This is a genomic window from Chitinibacter bivalviorum (assembly GCF_013403565.1).
Taxonomy (GTDB): Bacteria; Pseudomonadota; Gammaproteobacteria; order Burkholderiales; family Chitinibacteraceae; genus Chitinibacter; species Chitinibacter bivalviorum.
In genome coordinates this window covers 1,115,832-1,138,824 of the sequence record NZ_CP058627.1, presented here as the reverse complement: position 1 = coordinate 1,138,824, position 22,993 = coordinate 1,115,832, and the positions used below count along the sequence as shown (strand labels likewise).

The 22,993-nt window shown below is 48.5% G+C and carries 24 protein-coding genes; 21 read left to right on the top strand and 3 right to left on the bottom strand.

The window, feature by feature from the left end:
* The 3 genes from priB to fdxA all read right to left on the bottom strand — a co-directional run bounded on the left by priB (position 1) and on the right by fdxA (position 1,111).
* Complete coding sequence (gene priB / locus HQ393_RS05340) at positions 1-306, bottom strand: primosomal replication protein N (protein WP_179357805.1); 306 nt, start codon at positions 304-306, stop codon at positions 1-3.
* Between the two features lie 10 nt (positions 307-316).
* Positions 317-679, bottom strand: coding sequence for a 30S ribosomal protein S6 (gene rpsF / locus HQ393_RS05335; RefSeq protein WP_179357804.1), 363 nt, complete (start codon positions 677-679; stop codon positions 317-319).
* Positions 680-787: 108 nt separating this feature from the next.
* Positions 788-1,111 (bottom strand): ferredoxin FdxA, encoded by a 324-nt coding sequence (fdxA, locus tag HQ393_RS05330; RefSeq protein WP_179357803.1) that lies wholly within the window; start codon positions 1,109-1,111, stop codon positions 788-790.
* Between the two features lie 109 nt (positions 1,112-1,220).
* On the opposite strand from fdxA, the gene gluQRS reads away from it, so the two are divergent.
* The 21 genes from gluQRS to cmk all read left to right on the top strand — a co-directional run bounded on the left by gluQRS (position 1,221) and on the right by cmk (position 22,796).
* The gene (gene gluQRS, locus HQ393_RS05325; RefSeq protein ID WP_179357802.1) at positions 1,221-2,165 is read left to right on the top strand and encodes a tRNA glutamyl-Q(34) synthetase GluQRS; all 945 of its coding nucleotides are present in this window, start codon (positions 1,221-1,223) and stop codon (positions 2,163-2,165) included.
* Positions 2,166-2,323: 158 nt separating this feature from the next.
* On the top strand, positions 2,324-5,197 hold the full coding sequence (locus HQ393_RS05320; RefSeq protein ID WP_179357801.1) for a motility hub landmark protein FimV: 2,874 nt from the start codon (positions 2,324-2,326) through the stop codon (positions 5,195-5,197).
* Positions 5,198-5,210: 13 nt separating this feature from the next.
* The gene (locus HQ393_RS05315; protein WP_179357800.1) at positions 5,211-5,840 is read left to right on the top strand and encodes a hypothetical protein; all 630 of its coding nucleotides are present in this window, start codon (positions 5,211-5,213) and stop codon (positions 5,838-5,840) included.
* Positions 5,831-6,622 (top strand): tRNA pseudouridine(38-40) synthase TruA, encoded by a 792-nt coding sequence (gene truA / locus HQ393_RS05310; RefSeq protein WP_179357799.1) that lies wholly within the window; start codon positions 5,831-5,833, stop codon positions 6,620-6,622. Before HQ393_RS05315 ends, truA begins: the two co-directional genes overlap by 10 nt.
* Positions 6,623-6,631: 9 nt before the next feature.
* The gene (locus HQ393_RS05305) at positions 6,632-7,258 is read left to right on the top strand and encodes a phosphoribosylanthranilate isomerase (protein WP_179357798.1); all 627 of its coding nucleotides are present in this window, start codon (positions 6,632-6,634) and stop codon (positions 7,256-7,258) included.
* Between the two features lie 2 nt (positions 7,259-7,260).
* On the top strand, positions 7,261-8,466 hold the full coding sequence (gene trpB / locus HQ393_RS05300) for a tryptophan synthase subunit beta (RefSeq protein ID WP_179357797.1): 1,206 nt from the start codon (positions 7,261-7,263) through the stop codon (positions 8,464-8,466).
* Positions 8,467-8,527: 61 nt separating this feature from the next.
* Positions 8,528-9,331 carry a tryptophan synthase subunit alpha gene (gene trpA / locus HQ393_RS05295; RefSeq protein ID WP_179357796.1) on the top strand — a complete coding sequence of 268 codons (804 nt, stop codon included), beginning with the start codon at positions 8,528-8,530 and terminating at the stop codon, positions 9,329-9,331.
* A gap of 18 nt (positions 9,332-9,349) precedes the next feature.
* Positions 9,350-10,216, top strand: a complete 867-nt coding sequence (gene accD / locus HQ393_RS05290) for an acetyl-CoA carboxylase, carboxyltransferase subunit beta (RefSeq protein ID WP_179357795.1) — start codon at positions 9,350-9,352, stop codon at positions 10,214-10,216.
* Positions 10,216-11,508: a bifunctional tetrahydrofolate synthase/dihydrofolate synthase gene (gene folC / locus HQ393_RS05285; protein ID WP_246307960.1), complete on the top strand. Its 1,293-nt coding sequence runs from the start codon at positions 10,216-10,218 to the stop codon at positions 11,506-11,508. Before accD ends, folC begins: the two co-directional genes overlap by 1 nt.
* 280 nt (positions 11,509-11,788) lie before the next feature.
* Positions 11,789-12,316 (top strand): SPOR domain-containing protein, encoded by a 528-nt coding sequence (locus tag HQ393_RS05280; protein ID WP_179357794.1) that lies wholly within the window; start codon positions 11,789-11,791, stop codon positions 12,314-12,316.
* Positions 12,313-12,804: a CvpA family protein gene (locus HQ393_RS05275; RefSeq protein WP_179357793.1), complete on the top strand. Its 492-nt coding sequence runs from the start codon at positions 12,313-12,315 to the stop codon at positions 12,802-12,804. The genes HQ393_RS05280 and HQ393_RS05275 overlap by 4 nt, the downstream gene beginning before the upstream one ends.
* A 28-nt stretch (positions 12,805-12,832) precedes the next feature.
* On the top strand, positions 12,833-14,368 hold the full coding sequence (purF, locus tag HQ393_RS05270; protein ID WP_179357792.1) for an amidophosphoribosyltransferase: 1,536 nt from the start codon (positions 12,833-12,835) through the stop codon (positions 14,366-14,368).
* A 68-nt stretch (positions 14,369-14,436) separates the two neighbouring features.
* Complete coding sequence (locus HQ393_RS05265) at positions 14,437-15,609, top strand: O-succinylhomoserine sulfhydrylase (RefSeq protein ID WP_179357791.1); 1,173 nt, start codon at positions 14,437-14,439, stop codon at positions 15,607-15,609.
* A 106-nt stretch (positions 15,610-15,715) separates the two neighbouring features.
* Positions 15,716-16,468 (top strand): 23S rRNA (guanosine(2251)-2'-O)-methyltransferase RlmB, encoded by a 753-nt coding sequence (gene rlmB, locus HQ393_RS05260; protein WP_179358406.1) that lies wholly within the window; start codon positions 15,716-15,718, stop codon positions 16,466-16,468.
* 114 nt (positions 16,469-16,582) lie between these two features.
* On the top strand, positions 16,583-17,155 hold the full coding sequence (gene pgsA / locus HQ393_RS05255; RefSeq protein ID WP_179357790.1) for a CDP-diacylglycerol--glycerol-3-phosphate 3-phosphatidyltransferase: 573 nt from the start codon (positions 16,583-16,585) through the stop codon (positions 17,153-17,155).
* 81 nt (positions 17,156-17,236) lie between these two features.
* A complete protein-coding gene (locus HQ393_RS05250) occupies positions 17,237-18,382 on the top strand; it encodes an MFS transporter (protein WP_179357789.1) in 1,146 nt (381 codons plus the stop codon).
* A 78-nt stretch (positions 18,383-18,460) separates the two neighbouring features.
* Positions 18,461-19,477 (top strand): 3-deoxy-7-phosphoheptulonate synthase, encoded by a 1,017-nt coding sequence (gene aroF, locus HQ393_RS05245; protein ID WP_179357788.1) that lies wholly within the window; start codon positions 18,461-18,463, stop codon positions 19,475-19,477.
* A 9-nt stretch (positions 19,478-19,486) separates the two neighbouring features.
* On the top strand, positions 19,487-20,164 hold the full coding sequence (locus HQ393_RS05240; protein ID WP_179357787.1) for an META and DUF4377 domain-containing protein: 678 nt from the start codon (positions 19,487-19,489) through the stop codon (positions 20,162-20,164).
* Positions 20,161-21,042: a prephenate dehydrogenase gene (locus HQ393_RS05235; protein ID WP_179357786.1), complete on the top strand. Its 882-nt coding sequence runs from the start codon at positions 20,161-20,163 to the stop codon at positions 21,040-21,042. Before HQ393_RS05240 ends, HQ393_RS05235 begins: the two co-directional genes overlap by 4 nt.
* Before the next feature lie 42 nt (positions 21,043-21,084).
* Positions 21,085-22,074, top strand: a complete 990-nt coding sequence (gene mgrA, locus HQ393_RS05230) for an L-glyceraldehyde 3-phosphate reductase (protein WP_179357785.1) — start codon at positions 21,085-21,087, stop codon at positions 22,072-22,074.
* Between the two features lie 68 nt (positions 22,075-22,142).
* Positions 22,143-22,796 (top strand): (d)CMP kinase, encoded by a 654-nt coding sequence (cmk, locus tag HQ393_RS05225; RefSeq protein ID WP_179357784.1) that lies wholly within the window; start codon positions 22,143-22,145, stop codon positions 22,794-22,796.
* Positions 22,797-22,993 lie beyond the last annotated feature (197 nt).

Sequence of the window (22,993 nt, the reverse complement as noted above, 5' to 3'; positions counted from 1 at the left end):
TCAATTCAAATATTCAAAAGCGGTAATGTGTAAAACCAAGCTTTGTCTGTATTTACTGCTGCGAGCGGCTAAAAAACCCTTGCATTTAACTTTTTGATTTGCTGTTGTGGTGATCAATTTTTGACAAATATCACCGAGCGCCACAAAAGGTATTTCACAGTCAACTTTGCGTTGTAAGCCCGCTTCGGTTTGCTCTGATTGATGAATAATCCATCCTTCAATCATTGCAATGCCAGCAGGAGTCCGGCGAATTGCGTCTGTGATCAGTAAATGACCTTCGGCTAAAGCTTGATTTCGTAAATTCAATTTTTCCGAATTAAGCAGCTTGAACTTCAGCGCCTTGAGTCAGAGATTTTGATTTCTCTTCTTTCATCATCGGAGAAGCTTCAGTTACTGCGCCTTCTGTTTTCAGAGTCAGGTGGCGAAGTACAGCATCATTGAATTTGAATGCGTGTTCAATTTCTTCCAAAGTTTCTTGGCTGCATTCAATGTTCATCAACACATAGTGTGCTTTGTGGATTTTTTGAATTGGGTAAGCCAATTGACGACGACCCCAATCTTCCATGCGATGGATAGAACCAGCACCAGTAGTGATCAGTGATTTGTAGCGCTCGATCATTGCTGGAACTTGTTCGCTTTGATCTGGGTGCACGATAAACACGATTTCATAATGTCGCATGTATTGCTCCTTATGGTTTGCAGCCTGCCGTTAGCGACCACGGTCAGGCAAGGTTTAAGAGTTCGCGACTATAGCTCAATTTGCAATATGTTTCAAGGATTTGTATGCTTAGCGTTCTATTTGATCGAATTTGCCGCTGATGCTTGCCCACTCTTCATGCTCGGGTAGCGGTTCTTTTTTTTGTACAATGATGGGCCATTGTTTTGCAAGTTCTGCGTTGGCGGCTATGTATTGAGTCATGTTTGCAGGGACATCATCTTCGGCATAAATAGCTTCGACGGGGCATTCTGCCACACATAAAGTACAGTCAATGCATTCATCGGGGTCAATCACTAAAAAGTTGGGGCCTTCCCGAAAGCAGTCAACTGGGCATACGTCAACGCAGTCGGTGTATTTGCACTTTACGCAAGCGTCTGTAACTACATAAGTCATGTGGGCTCCATTGGGGTCGAATACACGTAATTGGTCATTATTCTAACAGCTGCACATCGTTGCGATGTGGGCAAGGTAATTAAACCCTTCCATTTTACAGTGCTTTTCAATGCAAACGCTTACATCTCAAAATTCACCTTATGTTGGGCGTTTTGCGCCAAGTCCTACTGGTGTGCTGCATATGGGGTCACTCATGGCTGCGGTTGCCAGCTACCTAGATGCTCGAAAAAACGGCGGACAATGGTTGTTGAGAATAGAAGATTTGGATCCTCCGCGTGAGGTGCCAGGGGCGGCTCAGTCTATTTTATCTACGCTGGAGCGTTTTGGGTTTGAGTGGGATGGTGCAGTGCTTTGGCAAAGTCAGCGTGAATTACGCTATCGGGCAATGTTGGAGCGATTGATTGAGGCTGGCGCTGCCTATCAATGTACTTGCACAAGAAAAATGATTCAATCCGATGGCTTGCTTGGTATTGATGGTGCGCGCTATGTCGGGCGCTGTCGTGAGCGGTCAATGATGGAAACGGTAAAGGCTGCATATCGAATAAAAGTGTCGAATGACTTGCTGGAGGTTGTAGATCGAGTGCAGGGAGTGGTATCTCAAAGATTGTTTGATGATTTGGGTGACTTTGTGATTAGGCGCGCTGATGGTTTATGGGCTTATCAACTTGCAGTTGTAGTTGATGATGCAGATAGTGGTGTAACTCATATTGTCAGAGGCGCCGATTTGCTAGACTCAACGCCTAGGCAGCGATATGTTCAGCAAGTATTGAATTTGTATCAGCCTCAGTATTTGCATATTCCAGTGATTACTAACTCTCGTGGTGAAAAGCTGAGCAAGCAAACTTTAGCTCCAGCTTTGTTAAGCTCCAATGAGGCAGCTCAGTTATGGCAGGCGCTTTACCTATTGTGGCAGCAGCCATTAATTGATATGAAAGCCGCGCCATTGTTTGAGTTATGGGAATGGGCTCTTGAAAGTTGGGATGTTGCTAAAATCCCGCAAAAACGTAGCGTAGCTGTTACGATTGACAGAAAAAATGAATATAAATTTCTGTAATGGATTGAAAAGTCCGTATTATTGCTTTAATTGTTGAATAACTACGCATATTGAAATGCGTGTGATGGTAAATGCTTTCTTGATTGTGGGTCATTTGTACCTTCAATTTGCTCATTGGATGTGGGCGAGGAAGTGTTGCCCCATTTCGGAGATTGCTTGTGCAAAAGTCACCTCGTTTTAAAGCATGTGTCCTGGCGGTAGCGATGGCTGCAATGCCTTTATTGACTCAGGCAGCAGGTTTGGGGCGTTTGAATGTGTTGTCCGGTTTGGGGCAGCCATTTCGTGGTGAGATAGATTTAGTTTCCGTTCAGCCTAATGAAGCTGATTCGCTCGTGGTGAGTCTGGCTCCTCCGGAGAGCTACAGCACCGCTCAAATTGCCTATCCGCCTGCATCACTAGGTTTGCGTTTTAATATCGAGAAGCGTGCTGGTGGTCAGTACTATGTCGTAGTTAATTCAACACAACCCATTTCGGAGCCATTCCTTGATTTGCTCGTTGAGCTCAATTGGGCTGCGGGCAGAATTCAGCGTGAATATACGGCGCTCATAGATCCCGCTGACTACTCCGGCGGTTCGAGCGCTGATAAGGCTCGTTTTGCATCTACTGCATTACCAGGTGCTCGCACTAGTGGAGCAATTAAGGAGGCTAAGCAGCCTAAACAGTCAAAATCTACTGCGACTACCCCAGCCCCTAAAACTCCGCAGCAGCATGAAGCTACTAGTGGTGCTGATTCAAATCAGGCATCAACAACTGGCGATAGTTATAAAGTTAAAGCTGGTGACAGCTTAAGTTCAATTGCAAAACAAGTGCAGCCTTCTGGGGTTAGCTTGGAGCAGGTGCTGGTAAGTTTGTATCGTTCGAATGCCGCTGCATTTGATGGGAATATGAATCGCTTGAAGCGCGGCAAAATTTTGCATGTCCCTGCTGCCGATGAAATGAAGCAAGTGTCAAAAGCAGAGGCGGCTAAAGAAATTACTGTGCAGGCTGCGGATTGGCATTCGTACCGTGGCAAGCTTGCTGAGTCTGCTGCTAAGGCTCCAGCAAAAGATTTGGGCGAACAATCATCGGGCGGAAAAATAACTGCCAAGGTGCAAGATCAAGGCGCAAGCGCGACGGATAAAAATAAAGATGTATTAAAGCTATCTAAGGCAGCGGATGCGGCCAAGAAAGCGGGTGATGCATCTAAATTGCAAGCGCTTGAAGAAGAGATTGCGACGAGACAAAAAGCGCTGGATGAGGCCAATCAGCGTGTAGCGGCATTGCAAAAAAATGTTGCTGATATGGAAAAACTGGCTGCACTCAAGGCAAAAGCAAGTGCAGAGCCAATTAAGGCTTCTACTTTGGTAACCGCGGCACCTGTGGCTTCTTCCGTTGTGGCAAGTGGCCCTGTCGCGGCTGTGGCGAGTGAACCCGTTGTCGCTGCGGCTTCCGTTGCGTCGAAAGTCGCCAGTGAAGTTGCTAAGCCTAAGCGCCGAGTACAAGTAGAAGCGCCTGTTGTTGAAGAGCCAAGTTTTATTGATGGCTTGCTCGAAGATCCTTTGACGCTTGGTGGTGGCATATTGGCGTTAGCACTGGGTGCTGGTGGCTTATGGTATGCCCGTCGTCGTCAAAAGCCAGGTGTTTTTGAGGACAGTATCATCACAGGTGGCGACTTGAAGGCTAATACTGTACTTGGGAGTACAGGCGGGGGTGTAATTAGTACGCAAGCTACTGAAAATTCATTCTTGACCGATTTTAGTCGCCAAGGCTTGGGCACCATTGATACAGACGAAGTTGACCCAATTGCAGAAGCTGAAGTGTACATGGCGTATGGGCGCGATGCACAGGCAGAAGAAATTCTAAAAGATGCCTTGCAAAAAGATCCGACTCGTCACGAAATTCGCATGAAGTTGCTCGATATTTATGCAGCGCGCCGTGATGTGGCTTCGTATGAAGAGCATGCATCTACATTATTTGCGGTAACCAATGGTCAGGGTGAGAATTGGCATAGCGCAGCCATGAACGGCCGTGCAATTGATCCTGAAAATCCGCTTTACCATAAAGAACCTGCCGGCGTTGTTGATACTAGTAGTGTTGTGGCGCCTGCTGTAGCAGTGGCTGCGGTCGCTGGTGTTATGGCGATGGCAAACTCGTCTGATGCTCCATCGCTAGATGAACCAACTGCACCAGATGTTATGCAATCTCAAGATACAAGTTTGGATTTTGAATTGGACTTGGATGCAAAACATGATAACTCAGTAAGTGATTTTGCTGCTGACCTGTCATTAGATGCCCCACCTTCGATTGGTGACCTAGATTTAGATTTGGCTGTTGATAATGCAGATGCGGCTGCTTTAGATGCTGTCGCGGAAAGTGATTTTGCTCTAAATGAAGACTTCAAATTGCCTTCTCCTACTTTGGATGCGGTTGAAGAGCTTACAGATGTTAACAGTGATAGTTTGATGTCCTTGGATTTGCCGATTGATTTGGGCACTGAATCTGGTGAATTGTCCGCACTGGAAGACTTGGCGGATTTAGATCTTTCGGTTGACTTGCCTTCGGTTGATTTGGATGGTTTGGATGTTGAATTGCCTTCAGTAGAAACCATATCGGCTTCTAACTTAGATTTCGGCAATGTAACGTTGCCTGATTTTGATGTGCCCGTCGCAGGGGCGGTCGAAGCATTGGCTGAGTTGCCTCATGCTGAGCAATCGGAGTCAATGGATGATGACCTCAAACTTGATTTTGATTTTGACTTGGCGGGTGCTGGTGCGGAACCTTTGGATGTAAGTGCTGAGGCTGAGCCTGTCGGATTAAGTGCTTTAGAGGCGGATAGTACGTTTGGCGATATTAGTCTGGATTTAACAGAGGCTGCCGCAGCTGGCGAACTAGATTTTGCTGCAGATGACCCTGTCCAAACTAAGATTGATTTGGCTCGCGCATACATTGATATGGGAGATGTTGAAGGGGCTCGTGAAATCTTGCAAGAAGCTGTTCAGGAAGGGACGGAGTCGCAACAGCAAGTAGCTAAATCACTATTGGCTGACCTTTGATTTGTAAATACGATTGAAAATTCACGCTGCTCATTTGCTGGCGCTCTGGTTATGGCTGCTAAGTTTTCTGCCATGGCTTGAGCGCTTTGCTCTTTTTGTTTTTGGATTTGTAGTGGTGGTGTTGTCTGTGCTCATTGCTCGGGCTCGGCTGATTCGCTGCCTGCCTAGGATGCGCTGGCTATTCTTGGCGATGGTAGTTATTTATGCATGGACTACACCTGGTGTGTATCTTTCTCCGTATTGGTTTTCGCCTACAGTGGAGGGTGTGCGGTTAGGGTTCGAGCAGGGTATGCGCCTATTAGTGGTTGCCAGTAGTTTGCAAATCTTGCTGACGTTTCTTGATAAGGACGATATAGTTTCGGCTCTGTATTGTTGCGCAAAGCCTCTCTCGTGGTTGGGTGTTGATATTGAGCGCTGTGCGGCTCGACTAGCTTTGACTTTGATTGACGCAGAGATGCTGTTGGAGCAAAGAAAATCCTTCTATGAATTATTGCAGGGTTTAATGGATGCAGGTCTTGATAGTGTACAAGGCGAAATTCTCATCCTTGATGGGATGTCGCAGTGGCAGAAAATTATATTGAATGTTCAGTTTTTGCTGATCGTTTTAACTGTTTGTATTGGGAATAGCGCGCTTTGGAAGTAAAACGATATGCATTAGCAGTGGAATATGATGGGCATGCATTTAACGGCTGGCAAATTCAACCTGATGTTGCAACAGTGCAGGGTGAGATGGAGCGTGCTGTAGGGCGTATGGCTGGCCATTCATTGCGTGTGCATGCTGCAGGCCGTACTGATGCTGGGGTGCATGCGACGCGCCAGATTGTGCATTTTGATACGGCTGCTAATCGGCCAATCACCGCTTGGGTGCGTGGCGTTAATAGTTTTTTGCCTGATGGTGTTTCTGTTTTGTGGGCAAAACAAGTGCCATCTGACTTTCATTCGCGTTTTGTCGCTACTGCGCGCCATTATCGCTATCTGTTATTGCAGCATCCTATCCGCCCTAGTCTTTGGGCTGGCAAAGTGGGCTGGATACATAATCAACTTGATTTAAACGCCATTAAATTCGCTAGCCAATATCTATTGGGTGAGCATGATTTTAGCAGCTTCAGGGCTGCGGAGTGCCAGGCCCTGTCCCCTGTAAAAAAAATGCTAAAAATCGAAATCGGACAGCAGGGTGATTTAATTTATTTTGATTTTAGCGCAACGGCTTTTTTGCATCATATGGTGCGCAATATGATGGGGGCCTTGCTTCATATTGGTAAAGGCAACGAATCAGCCGAGTGGATGGCTTGGTTGATTGAGCAGCGCAATCGAAGTGTGGCGCCTCCTACCTTTATGCCTGATGGCTTGTATCTGACCGGTGTTAGCTATCCCGAGCAATATGCCCTTCCAACTGAACCAGAATATCGATTTGGCTTGATTTAAGGAATCGACGTGATCCCTCGTATTAAAATTTGCGGTTTGCGTGATCGCGCCACGGCCTTGCGTGTAATTGGTATGGGGGCGGATGCGATTGGTTTGGTGTTTTATCCGCCTAGTCCTCGCAATGTATCTATTGAGTTGGCCGCTGAAATTAGCGCAGCTCTGCCGGCGTTTGTATCAACGGTGGGTTTATTTGTGAATGCGCAGGCTGAAGTTGTCAGGTCTGTGTTGTCTGCTGTTTCGCTAGACTTACTGCAATTTCATGGTGATGAGACATTGGACGAATGTATTCAATATGATCGTGCTTTTATCAAGGCCGTCAGGGTAAAACCTGATCTAAATTTGGTAGAATACGCCCAGCGATATGTCCATCCATTATGTCGAGGCATTTTGGTTGATGCTTGGGTTGATGGTGTGCCTGGTGGTACTGGTGAAGCATTTGATTGGGCGCTATTGCCTGATACTTTGCCGCTGCCACTGATATTATCTGGTGGGTTACATCCAGAGAATGTGGCTTTCGCTACTCAGCAAGTTCAACCTTGGGCGGTTGATGTGTCGAGTGGTGTCGAATCAAGTAAAGGCATCAAAGATTTAGAGCGGGTTCAAGCATTTATTAATGCCGTACACAGTGTGAGATAAAGATGAACGATAAATATCAGCAGCCTGATCCACGTGGTCACTTTGGTCAGCATGGCGGCATTTATGTTGCCGAAACTTTAATTCCTGCTCTAGAAGAACTGAAGCATGAATTTGAAGCCGCGATTAAAGACCCTGCTTTTATGGCTGAGTATCGCCATGATCTGAAACATTATGTTGGCCGCCCAAGCCCAATTTACCATGCCGAGCGTTGGTCGAATGCTATTGGTGGCGCGCAAATTTATCTGAAACGTGAAGATTTGAATCACACTGGTGCACATAAAGTCAACAACACCATTGGCCAAGCATTGCTAGCGCGCCGTATGGGTAAGAAGCGCGTGATTGCAGAGACTGGAGCAGGGCAGCATGGTGTTGCTTCTGCGACGGTCGCTGCTCGCTATGGTATGGAATGCGTGGTGTACATGGGCGCAGAAGACGTTGCTCGCCAGGCTCCGAATGTATTTCGGATGAAGTTGTTGGGTGCTACCGTAGTAGCCGTTGAGTCTGGTACTCGCACATTGAAAGACGCGATGAATGAGGCAATGCGTGACTGGGTCACTAATGTGGATTCAACGTACTATATTATTGGAACCGCAGCTGGCCCACACCCTTATCCGCAATTAGTGCGTGATTTTCAGGTGGTGATTGGTGAGGAATGTAAAGTTCAGATGCAGGAAATGATTGGCCGCCAGCCTGATGCGGTCATTGCTTGTGTGGGCGGTGGTTCGAATGCGATTGGTATTTTCCATCCCTATATCGAAGTGCCTGGAGTGCGTTTGATTGGTGTGGAAGCGGGTGGTGATGGTGTTGAAACAGGTCGCCACGCCGCGCCATTAACTTCCAATGCGAAAGCGGGTGTCCTGCACGGACAGCGCTCATATCTGATGCACGATGGAAATGGCCAGATTAGTGAGACTCACTCAATGTCTGCGGGCCTGGATTACCCAGGCGTTGGCCCTGAACATAGTCATTTGAAAGATATTGGTCGCGCGGAATACGTGGCAATTAACGACGATGAAGCGATGCAGGCCTTCCATGATTTGTGCAAATATGAAGGCATTATTCCGGCATTGGAATCAAGTCATGCCTTAGCGCAAGCATCAAAAATGGCTGCGACGATGAGCAAAGATCAAATCTTGCTGGTAAATTTGTCAGGTCGTGGCGATAAAGATATTCCGACGATTGCTAAGAAACTTGGTATTCAACTTTAATTATAATCTTGGGGTATATGCCCCAAGATCAATCTCAGTATTGCTTTGGTAGATATACCCTATGTCACGTATTGAATTGGTAATGCAAAATCTCAAGGCGGCAAACCGTCAGGCCTTGATCCCGTTTATTACGGCGGGGGACCCCAACCCGAATCAAACCGTCAAATTGATGCATGCATTGGTAGCGGGAGGGGCAGACATTCTGGAATTGGGCGTGCCGTTCTCTGACCCAATGGCGGACGGCCCCGTAATTCAGCGCGCTTCTGAGCGTGCCCTGAAATACAATGTGTCATTACGCGATGTCCTTGCTTATGTGGCTCAATTTCGTGAAACCAACACGACAACGCCTGTCGTGTTAATGGGTTACGCCAATCCAGTTGAGGCAATGGGTTACGAAGTGTTTGCACAAGCAGCCATTGCCGCTGGTGTAGATGGTGTATTAACCGTTGATATGCCGCCTGAAGAGGCTGAAGAGTCAGTTGCGGTTTATAAAAAACACGGCTTAGATCCGATTTTCTTGTTGGCACCAACCACGCCAGAGTCTCGCGTTAAAGAAGTGGCTCGTCTAGCTAGTGGTTATGTGTATTACGTATCGCTTAAAGGCGTTACGGGCTCGGCCAATCTCGATATCGCGGCTGTCGCAGAAAAATTGGACTTTTTAAAGCAATATCTGGATTTACCAATTGGCGTGGGTTTCGGTATTCGTGATGCCGAATCAGCCAAAAATGTCGCAAAAATTGCCGATGCAGTTGTGATCGGCTCGCGTCTGGTGCAGGAAGCTGAACTCGGTGAAGAAGGTTTGGCTGAGCGTCTGACGCAATTCTTATCTGGCGTACGCGCTGCAATGGATACAGCTCGCGCGTAACGGGCTAAGGAGAACACAATGAGTTGGCTGCAAAAATTATTACCGCCAAAAATCAAAAGTCGTACGACCCCCAATAAGTCGGCCGTGCCTGAAGGCTTGTGGAGCAAATGTTCGGCGTGTAGCGCCGTACTGTATCGTTCGGACTTAGAAAATAATCTTGAAGTATGTCCAAAGTGCGGCTTTCACAATGCGGTGCCGGCACGCGAACGATTAAATCAATTGCTTGATGTTGAGGGCCGTTTTGAAATTGGGTCGGAAGTAAAGCCGGTCGATATTTTGAAATTTAAAGCCAATAAACGTTATAGCGATCAGTTAACTGCATCTGCTAGCGCAACAGGCGAAGATGACGCAATGGTCGTCATGCAGGGCAGCATTTTGACTGTGCCAGTTGTGGTGGCTGCATTTGAGTACAAATTCATCGGCGGTTCGATGGGCTCTGTGGTTGGCGAGCGATTTGTGCGCGGCGTGCGGGTGGCGATTGAAAATAATATTCCATTCATCTGTGTTTCTGCCTCTGGCGGCGCCCGTATGATGGAAGGCTTGAATTCCTTGATGCAAATGGCGAAAACCAATGCCATTTTGACCAAATTGGCGGATAAAAAGCTGCCGTTTATTTCTTTGTTAACCGATCCAACCATGGGTGGTGTTTCAGCTTCTTTTGCATTTATTGGTGATGTCGTAATGGCCGAGCCGGGTGCATTGATTGGTTTTGCTGGGCCACGTGTCATTGAGCAAACTGTGCGCGAAACACTGCCAGAAGGATTTCAGCGCTCTGAGTTCTTGCTTGAAAAAGGTGCGATTGACATGATTGTTGATCGTCGTGAATTGCGTCAGCGCCTAGCTGATGTTCTGACTTTATTGAATAACCAAGCCTCTGTAAATTAATGTCTGATTCTATCGCAATGGGTGTAGAGCGGGATTTGGCCGCTTGGCTGAATTATTTGGAAAATCTACATCCCATGGCGATCGACATGGGCTTGGAGCGCGTAAAAACTGTCCAACAACGCATGGGGCTTTTCCCTCGTTGCCTCGTCATTACGGTGGCGGGTACCAACGGGAAAGGCTCTGTCTGCGCCATGCTCACGCGGATACTCACCATTGCTGGCTATAAAGTTGGCACTTACACCTCCCCGCATTTACTGAAATACAATGAACGTATTGCAATCAATGGCGTGCCCATCGACGATCAACCCATTGTGGAAAGTTTTGTGGCAATTGAAGCTGCGCGGCAAGATATTTCATTAAGTTATTTCGAGTTCGGCACCTTAGCTGCTGTGCATCAGTTTATGCAGCAAGAAGTGGATGTTGCCATCTTAGAGGTTGGCTTAGGCGGCCGTCTTGATGCGGTGAATATCTTTGAGCCTTCCGTCTCTGGCGTGGTCACCATAGGGATTGATCATCAGGCCTATTTAGGTGATACACGAGAAGCGATTGCAATTGAAAAGGCGGGAGTATATCGCCCTCGAAAGGCAGCTTTATGTGCCGACCCATATCCACCCCAATCCCTGATCGATACCGCACACGCAATCGGTGCCAATTTGCAATTAATTGGCGTGGATTTTGGTTTTGAGATGCAAGCGGAAGGTCAGCAGTGGGTGTGGTGGGATAAAACCGGCGTCCGTAAAAATGCACTGCCTATTCCTGCCTTGCGGGGCAAATATCAAATGGCGAACGCCGCGATGGCATTAGGTTTGCTTGAAGCAGTCAAGGCGCAGCTACCGATTAGTCTAGGTGATATTAAACGCGGGCTGCTGGAAGTGGAGTGGCCAGCTCGTTTTCAAGTGCTGCCTGGTCGACCCGTAGTGGTGCTCGATGTCGCGCACAATCCGCACGCTGCCGCTGTTTTTCGCGCCAGCCTAGATAATATGGGCTTTCATCCTGTGACCCATGCTGTGTTGGGTATGATGCAAGATAAAGATATTGAAGGCGTGATCAAACTGGTGGCCGATCGGATCGATGTTTGGCATGTTGCAGCACCCAATCTGCCGCGTGCAGCACAAGCTAGTGTTTTGGCTGAGCTTATTGCCGCACACTCGCCATTAGCTCGTGTAATTCAATGCGAAAGCATTGAAAAAGCTTATCAGTCAGCCTGTGAGATGGCTAACGAAGCTGATAGAATCTTGGTCTTTGGATCTTTCTATACCGTGTCGGAAGTAATGACGGCACGTGGACACTGAATTTATGGCCAATGTTAGCGACGAGTTGCAAGAGCTGAGAAAAAGAGCGCGCCGCCGCTTAGTGGGTGCAATCGCACTAGTTATATTTGCGTTGACGGTGTTGTGGACTGCGCTCGATGGTGAACCACCAAAATCTTTGCTTGAAACACAATCGGTCGAAATTATATCGAGTGCGCCAGCACTATCCTCTGTGGTGAGCCAAACTGCGAGTCAAGTTGCAAGCGCGCCTATTGCTATTGCTTCAGCGATTATTGCAGAGGCTCCTGTTGTAACGCCCCAAGTGCCAGAGGCTTCGCATGTCGCCCCAATTGCGCTGCCTGGCAAGTTGGTTAGCCATCAAGAAAAAGCGCCAAAAGTGGTACCTGATGCCACCTCGCTACAAGCTGAAGAAAATGCAGCTGTAAAAGCTACAGCTAAGCCAATTGTAAAACCAACAGCCAAACCATCACCAAAACCAACCCTTAAACCACAATCAACTAAAGCGCCTGCCGACCCTAAAGCGATTTTGGAAGGCACTAGTACGGGTAAAACGGTGGAAGTTAAATCTGTTGAACCGAAGAGCGATAAGTCGAATTTGTACTACATCCAAATTGGTGCATATGCTGATGAAAGTAAGGCTCTACAAACGCTTAAAAAGCTCACAGATGCAGGAATACCAGCGCGCTCTGAAAAAGTGACCACTCCAAAGGGCGAATTAACCCGAGTTCGTATCGGTCCAGGGCATGATGAAGCAAAAGCTAAGGCGTGGTTGCAGCGTTTAGATGCTTTAGGTGTCCCAGGTAAATTGATTGTTCAGGCTGCGCCATGACGCAATTTGATTACATTGCGCTGGCTATTCTCGGCCTGTCGATGTTTTTATCGGTAATGCGAGGGCTAACGCAGGAAATCTTGGCTTTGCTGGCCTGGGTATTGTCATTTTGGTGCGCGTCCCACTTTGCTGGCCAAGCTGCTGAATGGATGCCGCACAGCTTGCCTAATGATAGCTTGCGTTATGCTGCTGGCTTTATTGTTATATTCTTTGTTACGTGGCTGTTGTCGGCCATTGTGCGCATTACGCTGAATCAATTTTTGATGGTCACAGGCCTAAAGCCCATCGATCGTTTTTTTGGCGCAGCCTTTGGTATCGTGCGTGGTTTTTTATTGATGTTAACCTTAGTGATGTTGGCGGGGTTGACCAGTTTTCCCAAAAGTACCGTTTGGCGAAATGCAATGTTCAGTCCATTGTTTGAGCAAAGCGCAGTATTAGTTAAGCCGATGTTGCCCGAAGTTTTGGCGACTCGGATCCAGTTTGAATAATTTTTGCAAGTTGAAGGGGCTCTGACCAATGTGTGGCATTCTAGGTGTGGTCGCCAAAACGCCGGTTAATCAAATGTTGTATGACGGACTACTGGTGCTTCAGCACCGTGGTCAAGATGCAGCCGGTATCGTCACTGCAGAACAGCAAGTGCTGCATATGCATAAAGGGCAGGGCTTAGTGCGGGATGTGTTTCGCACGCGCAATATGCGCTCCTTAATGGGAAATGTGGGTATTGGCCATGTTCGTTACCCAACAGCAGGCTCAGCATCTAGCTTGGCTGAAGCCCAACCGTTTTATGTGAATAGCCCGTTTGGTATTGTGTTGGCCCACAACGGCAACCTGACTAACGATAAGCAACTGAAAGAAGATATGTACCGCACTGACCTGCGTCATATCAACACCAATTCAGATTCTGAGGCATTGTGTAATGTCTTTGCGCATGAATTGTCGCGCCGTGTGAGTGGCCCGCAGTTGGATGCAAAAACGGTATTTGATGCAATTACTGCTGTGCATAGTCGAGTGAAGGGTGCTTATGCAGTCGTTGCCATTATTGCCGGTTTTGGTATGGTGGCTTTCCGTGACCCGCACGGTATTCGCCCATTGTCTTTGGGTGAACACGATACGGCAGAAGGCAAAGAATACGCAGTGGCCAGCGAATCGGTCGTGCATGACGTACTGGGCTTTAAATTTGTCCGCGATATTGCGCCGGGTGAAGCGGTTTATATCACCTTTGAAGGTGAGTTCTTTAGCCAGCAATGCCATCCATCGCCCACGCTGATTCCCTGTATTTTTGAGCATGTTTATTTTGCCCGCCCAGATACCGTAATCGATGGCATTTCAGTGCACGAAGCACGTCTGAAAATGGGTGAGCAATTGGCCGAAAAAGTGCGCAAGCAAGTGCCAGCACTGGATATCGACGTGGTGATTCCTATTCCCGATACCAGCCGTGATTCAGCCTTGCAATTGGCCGATGCCTTGGGTTTGCCATATCGCGAAGGTTTTATGAAAAATCGCTATATCGGCCGTACCTTCATTATGCCGGGTCAGGCAAGCCGCAAAAAATCGGTACGCCAAAAATTAAACCCAATTGCGGTTGAATTTCGCGGCAAAAACGTGATGTTAGTTGACGATTCAATCGTCCGTGGCACTACATCAAAAGAGATCGTGCAAATGGTGCGCGATTCTGGGGCGAAAAAAGTGTACTTGGCTTCTGCTGCGCCACCAGTGAAATTCCCGCATGTATACGGTATTGATATGCCAACGCGCAATGAGTTGATCGCCACTGGCCGTACTGATGCGCAAATTGCGGCTGAGATTGGTGCTGACGGCATTATCTATCAGGATTTGTCGGCTTTAATTCAGGCCTGTTCTGATGCAAGTGGTGGCAAAATCACTGAGTTTGAGACGTCTTGTTTTGACGGACATTACATCACTGGCGACATCACGGATGCCTATCTTGATGAACTCGAAGCCAAGCGACTCTCGCCACTTTCTAATAAAACCAATGAAGCCGGTACGGTCATTGATTTGAATATTGGCGTTGCCGAGCAAAATTTGATTTAATTGATTGTATTAATGACGACTGCAAAAACGGGAGCTTAAGCTCCCGTTTTAATTACTAAGGATAAAAAATGCTCGATTTTAATGACCTCCATCCCGATACTCTGGCCGTACGAGCTGGAACAATGCGTTCCGAGTTTGGCGAGCATTCGGATGCGATGCATTTGACTTCGAGCTTTGTGGTTGGCTCTGCTGAAGAAGCAGCCCTGAAATTTACTGGGCAAATTCCGGGGTATATTTACTCGCGCTTTACCAACCCAACGGTGAGTGCATTTGAGCAGCGCTTGGCGGCGCTGGAAGGCGCTGAGCGCTGTGTCGCTACGGCATCGGGAATGAGTGCGATTTTGTCGCTCTGCATGGGTTTACTCAAATCGGGCGATCACATCGTTTCATCCAATAGTTTGTTTGGCGCAACGATACAGCTGTTTAATGCCTATCTGGGTAAATTTGGTGTGACGGTGACGTATGTCTCTCCAACCAATGTTGACGAATGGGTTCAGGCTGTTACCCCCACTACAAAACTATTTTTCCTTGAAACGCCATCTAATCCATTGACCGAAATCGCGGACGTCGCTGCGATCGCAGCCGTGGCACATGAAAATAAGGCCTTGCTGGTCGTAGACAATTGTTTCTGCTCACCCGCTTTGCAGCAACCATTAAAGTTGGGGGCCGACATTGTTGTACACTCGGCTACCAAATACATTGATGGGCAGGGGCGTGTTTTGGGTGGGGCGGTAGTAGGAAGCCACGCCACGCTCGAGCCTATCTATTTGTTCTTGCGAACTGCAGGCCCAACACTATCGCCATTTAATGCCTGGGTAATGCTCAAAGGCTTAGAAACACTGTCAATTCGTATGAAAGCACATTGTGAAAAGGCGCTGGAGTTAGCGACATGGCTCGAAGCACAGCCGCAAGTCGCCAAGGTATATTACCCAGGCTTAAAATCGCACCCGCAATACGACTTGGCACAACGCCAGCAAACGGGGGGGGGGGGCGTGGTGTCGTTTGATTTGGTCGGAGGCAAGGATGCGGCTTGGTCATTAATTGATAAAGTCGAGCTGATGAGCCGCACTGCCAATTTGGGCGATACTCGAACGACGATTACACACCCTGCAACGACCTCGCATGGTCGCCTTACGCCTGAGGCGCGCGCCGCCGCTGGTATCGGCGATGGCTTGGTGCGTATTTCGGTAGGCTTGGAGCATGTGGGCGATTTGATTAAAGATATTCAGCAAGGTTTTTAATGTTGAACGGCGCTAACAGCGCCGTTTTTTATTAGCTCATGAATCTTACCGCGCTTTTTCTGCAGAAAACCCGTAAAATCACGCCTTTGAACGTAGCTAGTTGCCCATCATGCAAAAGAAAATCATCCACGGCTTTCACGCTGTTACCGCCCGCTTGCGTCGCTTTCCAGATAGCGTATTGGAGCTGTATGTCAGCAGTGAACGTACTGATCCACGGATGAAAGACCTGCTCAAAGCGGCTAAAGACGCAGATCAGAAAGTGACGCCCATGTCGGCGGATCGACTAGACGGCATTGCCGGTCATGTGCGCCACCAAGGTGTAGCTGCAATGATTGACACAGAAAAAAGCTACTTGTCGATTGAAGATGTGCTGGATGATCTGGATGAACCCGCATTTTTGTTGATTTTAGACGGCATTACAGACCCGCATAACTTGGGGGCTTGCCTGCGTGTTGCCGATGCGATGGGCGTGCATGCGGTCATCGCGCCAAAAGATAAATGCGTGGGTATCAATGCTACGGTATCGAAAGTGGCCTGTGGTGCTGCTGAGGTTGTACCCTATGTGATGGTCACCAATCTGGCGCGTACCATCCGCGATCTAAAAGAGCGTGGCATCTGGATCGTGGGTACTGATGCGGAAGGCTCGTGTGACTTGTATAGCTACGGTCAAACTGGCCCGATTGCATGGGTGCTGGGCAATGAAGGTGATGGTATGCGCCGTCTTACGCGTGAGTTGTGCGATACCTTGGTGTCGATCCCGATGTTTGGGTCGGTCGAAAGCTTGAATGTCTCGGTGGCGACTGGAATTGTATTGTCCGAAAGCCGTCGTCAGCGACTGGCGGAAAAGAAAGCGAAATAAGTGGTATATATGTAAAAGCCAGTCACCAATTTGTTTCTGAACTAATACGTGCGGCAGTATATGGCGTGACATTGCATAATGTCCGCCGACTTTAATTACTTTTTTGGCGCAAGAATGCCTTTAAATTTACCTATCGTTCTAACTTGGTTGCGCGTGGCTCTGATACCGGTGTTTGTCGGGGTATTTTATTTGCCGCAAGCTGAATACCCATTGCATTGGCAAAATGTTGTCGGCACCACGCTATTTGCGCTTGCGGCTGTCACCGATTGGTTTGATGGCTTCTTGGCGCGTCGCTGGAATCAAACCAGCCAATTTGGCGCATTTTTGGATCCTGTTGCGGATAAATTGATGGTGGCTGCCGCATTGATTTTGCTGGTTGAAATCGGACGCGCACCCAGTTGGTTGGCGGTGATTATTATTGGCCGTGAAATTACGATTTCAGCGCTGCGCGAATGGATGGCGCAATTGGGTAAATCAAAAAGCGTTGCGGTAAATATGATAGGCAAACTCAAAACCAGCGCCCAAATGCTGGCGATTTTGCTACTGCTGTGGTGGGAGCCGATGATTCCTCAGCTCTCAACCCCATTGCTCGGTACGATCGCGCTCTATATTGCCGGCATTCTCACGATTGTTTCGATGTTTTATTATTTGCGCGTTGCCGCCGAGCAATTTAAAACTCAGCACTAGTTCTGATGGTGTGGCGTATAGGTATGTTGTTGGAAACATTTAAAATCAAATCTTATAGGTAAATACCCAATTGGGTATTGCATGAAAAAACAAGCTGCTTTGCTGGCGATTGCTGGCTTTTACTTTTGTTATTTCGCGTTTAACGGTCTATTTTCCCCGTTCTGGGGGCTGTATTTGGCTGGGCTTGCATTTCCTGCCTGGCAAATCGGCATCTTAACCAGTCTGACTCAAATCAACCGCATCTACGCACCTGCACTCTGGGGCTATTTGGCTGACCGTACGGGGAAGCGCCAGCTCATTTTGCGGGTTGCCGGGGTTTTTGGCTTACTGTTTTTTATCCCTTTGTTGATAACCAAAACCTTTTGGCCAATTTTTATCGCGGTATTGCTCGGTAGCTTTTTTTGGAGCGCCGCTTTGCCGCTGGTTGAAGCCACGGCAATGAGCTTGCTCAAAGGGGATTCCGGTGCATATTCACGGCTGCGTATTTGGGGTTCACTGGGTTTTGTTGCGGCCACAGTGGCGGCTGGCTATTTAATCGAGGCGCAAGGTGTTACGATTTTTCCGGTGGCAGTCATTTCGGTGATGGCCGGCCTGGCTTTATATTGCTGGTGGGTGCCTGAGGCGCCTGCCGTGCAGGCCCAGCAAGCGGTGGAAACCCGTTTTCTCGATATTTTACGGCGGCGTGAAGTGCAGTCGCTCTTGTTGGCTTGCTTTCTAATGGCCTTGGCGCATGGGCCGTATTACAGCTTTTATTCGATTTATGTAGCAAATCAAGGTTATAGCAAGAGCACCATTGGCTGGTTTTGGACTTTGGGTGTTGTGGCTGAAATTGCGATATTTTGGTTGATGCCACGGCTTAACCTGCGATTTAGTCACAAAGCGCTACTACTGTTTGGTTTTGCCATTGCAGCGCTTAGGTTTTCCATCATTGCCTGGGGAATAAGCTCCTTGCTGCTATTGTTATTAGCGCAGCTTGCGCATGCTTTTACCTTTGGTAGTAATCATGCGGTGAATATGGCCTATATTCATCGCTATTTTGCTGGACGGCATCAGGCTAAGGGGCAGGCCTTGTATATTGCCATGTCATTCGGCATTGGTGGCAGCTTGGGCGGGATTATCGCTGGCATGCTGTGGCAGCAAATTGGTGGGGCTTGGGTTTTTAGTTTGGCCGCTTTGGCATGTGCCTGTGCGTATGCGATTGCTTGGCGTGGCTTGCCAAAGGCATAATTTGGTATTAATAGGTATTGGCTTGAAAGCCTTATCGGCACTAGACTATGGGCTGATACTTCACATAAAGGGCGACTGATGATCATAGTAATGAAACTCTCGGCAACGGATGCCCAGGTGGCTGCCGTGGTAAATTTGATCCGCGAGTCGGGGCTGAAAGAGCATGTTTCGCGCGGCTCCGAGCTGGTGATTATCGGTGCAATGGGTGATGAAGATTTGCTCGATGCCTCGCGTTTTGAAATATTGCCCGGCGTTGAACGCGTCACGCGCATCATGAAGCAATACAAAATCGTCTCGCGCGATAGTCACCCTGCGGGGTCAATTATTCAAATTCGCGGCATTCCACTGGGCGGAAATCAGATTCAAGTCATTGGCGGGCCGTGCTCGATTGAAACGCAAGAGCAAATGAATCTGGCAGCGGCGGGTGTTGCGGCGGCGGGTTGCCGCATGATGCGCGGTGGGGCATTTAAGCCGCGCACCAGCCCCTATGCATTTCAAGGCCTGGGTGTAGAGGGTTTGGAGTTTTTTCAGACTGCAGCCAAGCTACATAATCTGCCGATTGTGACTGAGCTAATGGACGTTCGCATGCTCGATACGTTTATGGAATACGACGTCGACGTGATTCAAATCGGCGCGCGCAATATGCAAAATTTTGATTTGCTCAAAGAAGTAGGGCGAGTCAACAAGCCGATTATTCTCAAGCGCGGCTTGTCCGCTACGATCAATGAATGGCTGATGGCGGCCGAATACATTGCTGCCGGTGGCAATCACAATATTATTTTCTGCGAGCGCGGCATTCGGACGTTCGAAACGGCCTATCGAAATGTGCTTGATGTCACGGCAATTCCAGTATTAAAGCGTGAAACGCATTTACCAGTGATTGTTGATCCGAGCCACGCTGGTGGCAAGGCGTGGATGGTGCCTGCCTTGGCACAGGCCGCTGTCGCAGCGGGGGCGGACGGTTTGTTGATTGAGATGCATCCTAATCCTGCTGAGGCATGGTGCGATGCGGATCAGGCGCTCTCGCCAACGCAATTGAACGAATTAATGAAAACCTTAGGCGCTATTGCGCAGGCCGTTGGCCGTAGTTTGTAAGGAGTTGCGATGAAATATTCTGCTATGTGTGCGCTATTGATTTCTATGGGTGGTGTCAGTCTTGCTGATGCGGCCTCCTCTGTGAATGCAACGAGTATGTTGGGTCAGTACGAATTGATCGAATTTAGCTCAAAAAATGCGTTAGTTGAGTTGCCAGTTGAGCCTGCGTTAACACTAACCATCAGCAAGGGGGGGAAGTTGTCTGGTTTTTCGGGCTGCAATCAGTATCGCGGCACGCTGAAGTCTTCTCCCTTGAGTGTGGGGGCGGTGGCTGCGACACGTAAAATGTGCCATGACCCATCGGTCATGCAGTTGGAGCAAAATTTCCTGAGTGTGCTGGGAAAGGCATCAAAACTTGAGCGAGTTGCGGCGGGTGAAATTGTTTTCCGAGACGCTGAAAACCAAAGCCTGCGCTTTAAAATCCTACCGAGTAAACCAGTAGAAAAAATCATCTGGATCGGCCCAGAGAAAAAACCTTGCTCTGCTGGCGTGATGAAAACCGAATGCTTGCAATACAAATCAAGCGCCGCGGCAGAATGGTTTAATTTCTACGGCCAGATCGAGGGCTTTGATTGGCATGCAGGTTCAACGTATAAGCTAAAAGTTCTTGAAGACAAAATCCCCAACCCACCGGCGGATGCGAGCGCAATTAAAACAACATTGATTGAGATTTTGGAAACGAAATGACGCAAGCTATTCACAAGCTGGTTTTGCTTGGTACGGGCTTGATCGCCGGTTCGTTTTCCTTGGCCTTAAAGCGTGCGCGACTCGTTAATAAGGTGGTGGGGGTTGGGCGAAACGCCGCTAATCTAGCGCGTGCGATTGAGTTGCGCGTGATTGATGTCGCTAGCCATGACGCTGCGCAAGCCGTTGAAGGTGCTGATCTGGTATTTTTGGGTACGCCAGTCGGCCAAATGGGGGCGTTGATGGCGCAAATCGCGCCGCATTTGCCAGTGCATTGCATTGTGACCGATGGTGGCTCGACCAAGCAGGACGTTTGTGAGTTGTATCGTCAGTATTTGCCCAATCAGTTGGCGTCTTGCGTGCCGGGCCATCCGATTGCAGGCTCTGATTTGTCTGGCGCGAGTGCTGCAACTTATGGTTTGTATGAAGGACGTCGTGTTGTTTTGACACCTTTGCCGGAAACGTCGGATCAAGCACTTGAAACCGTGCAAGCGCTTTGGCAGGCCTGTGGTGCCATTGTGTATGAAATGGATGCGAAAACACACGATGGCGTTTTTGCCGCAGTCAGTCACATTCCACATCTAGTGTCTTTTGCGTATATGAATGCAGTGCTGGCTAAGGATAATGCCGAGCAGTGCTTGGATTTTGCCGGCACTGGTTTTCGGGACTTTACGCGTATTGCGGGTTCGCACCCAGAAATGTGGCGTGATATTACCCTGGCTAATCGTGACGCGATATTGTCCGACTTGCGGGCCAATGCTGCGCAATTGCAGACTTTGATTGCCTTGATTGAGTCGGGCGAAGCAGATGCTTTGACCGAGTATATCAATCAGGCCAGTCAGGCGCGCAGCGCTTGGGGTAAGAAACGATCCAATAAGTAGCCGCCACTAACGCTGGTTTTAATTTATTTTGTGAGGAATGTTATGCCCTATCAAGCTGCTGCAAATCGCTATGAAACGATGCCGTACCGTCGCTGTGGTCACAGTGGCTTGAAGTTGCCCGCAATTTCTTTGGGCATGTGGCATAACTTTGGCGATAACAAGCCTTACGACAATAGTCGCGCAATGGTGCTCAAGGCTTTTGACTTGGGTATTACGCACTTCGACCTTGCTAATAATTATGGCCCGAAGCCTGGTGCGGCTGAAGAAACGATGGGGCGTTTGCTCAAAGAAGATTTGGCTGCGTATCGCGATGAACTGATTATCAGTAGCAAAGCGGGCTGGCAAATGTGGGATGGTCCGTATGGTGATTTTGGCAGTCGCAAATACCTGATTGCCAGTTGCGATCAAAGTTTGAAGCGCATGGGGCTGGATTACGTCGATATTTTCTATTCGCATCGCCCTGATCCTGAAACGCCGATTGAAGAAACCATGGGGGCGCTCGATAGCATTGTGCGTCAAGGTAAGGCTTTGTATGCTGGGATTTCTTCGTATTCGGCTGAGGAAACTGCAGTTGCGGCCAAGGTGCTCAAAGATCTGGGGACACCATGCATTATTCACCAGCCTTCGTACTCAATGTTTGATCGCTGGATTGAAAGTGGCCTGACGGATGTGCTGCGGGACGCAAAGATGGGAAGCATTGCTTTTTGCCCATTGGCGCAAGGCTTGTTGACTGATCGCTACTTGAATGGCGTGCCAGCCGATTCCCGTGCCGCAGATGCGCAAAATCATTTCTTAACCATTGATAAGGTTGATTTGCGTTTGGCGCAAATTAAAGCACTGAACGAAATTGCACAGCAGCGCGGTCAGTCATTGGCGCAAATGTCGCTGGCTTGGGCTCTGCAGACGGTGACATCGGTGATTATTGGCGCAAGCCGCGTGACGCAAATTGAAGAAAATGTGGGCGCAGTGAAAAATTTGGCGTTTAGCGCAGAAGAATTGGCGCGCATTGAGCGTATTTTGCAGCAAGCTTAACAGCGCATATTTTTGTTTGCCGAAACTTCGCGTGAGGTTTCGGCTTTGCTATTTTTATGGATGGATTTATGAACCAAATCATTGCCATTGATGGACCTTCAGCTTCGGGCAAAGGAACGGTCGCGCAACGTGTGGCGGAGCAATTGGGTTTTCATTATCTCGATTCAGGGGCGATTTATCGTTTGACTGCGCTCGCTGCACGGCAGCAGGGGGTATTGTGGTCTGATGAAGATTCTGTTTTGTCTGTGGCGCAATACCTTGATGTGGTATTTGATGGTGAGCGTATTTTGCTGTCGGGTGTTGATGTAAGTGATGCTATTCGTAGTGAAGAAATTGGCTCGGGCGCTTCGCAAATTGCCGCCCTACCTAAAGTGCGTGAAGCACTACTTGCTCGGCAACAGGCCTTTGCTCAGGCGCCTGGTTTGGTGGCTGATGGACGTGATATGGCGTCCGTTGTGTTTCCAGCGGCACCACTGAAAGTGTTTCTGACTGCGAGCGCAAAGGTTCGCGCCGAGCGTCGCTATAGGCAACTGATTGGGCGTGGCGAAGCAGCTGATTTAGCCGTTATTACTGCCGATTTGGAGGCGCGCGATGCTCGTGATCGTGCGCGTACAGTGGCTCCGCTAGCGCAGGCAGAAGATGCCTTTTTGCTAGATACCACTGAGATGGATATTGATGCGGCTGTGGCACAAGTTTTGCTCTGGTGGAGAGCCCAAAAATAAGTGCTAAACACTTGATCAAATAAGTATTTTTCTTTAGAATGCTCAGATTCCAATTTAGGTTTTGCTAAATTGGTTGTTTGCCCGTAACGCAGTACCTATTGTGTTCGGGCTTTTCTATTAGCCAGTCCACCTTTTGTGTTCTGGTTTTCATTAACTAACCCGCTGTGGCTGGTTCAAATCTCGGTTTGGATTGGTTT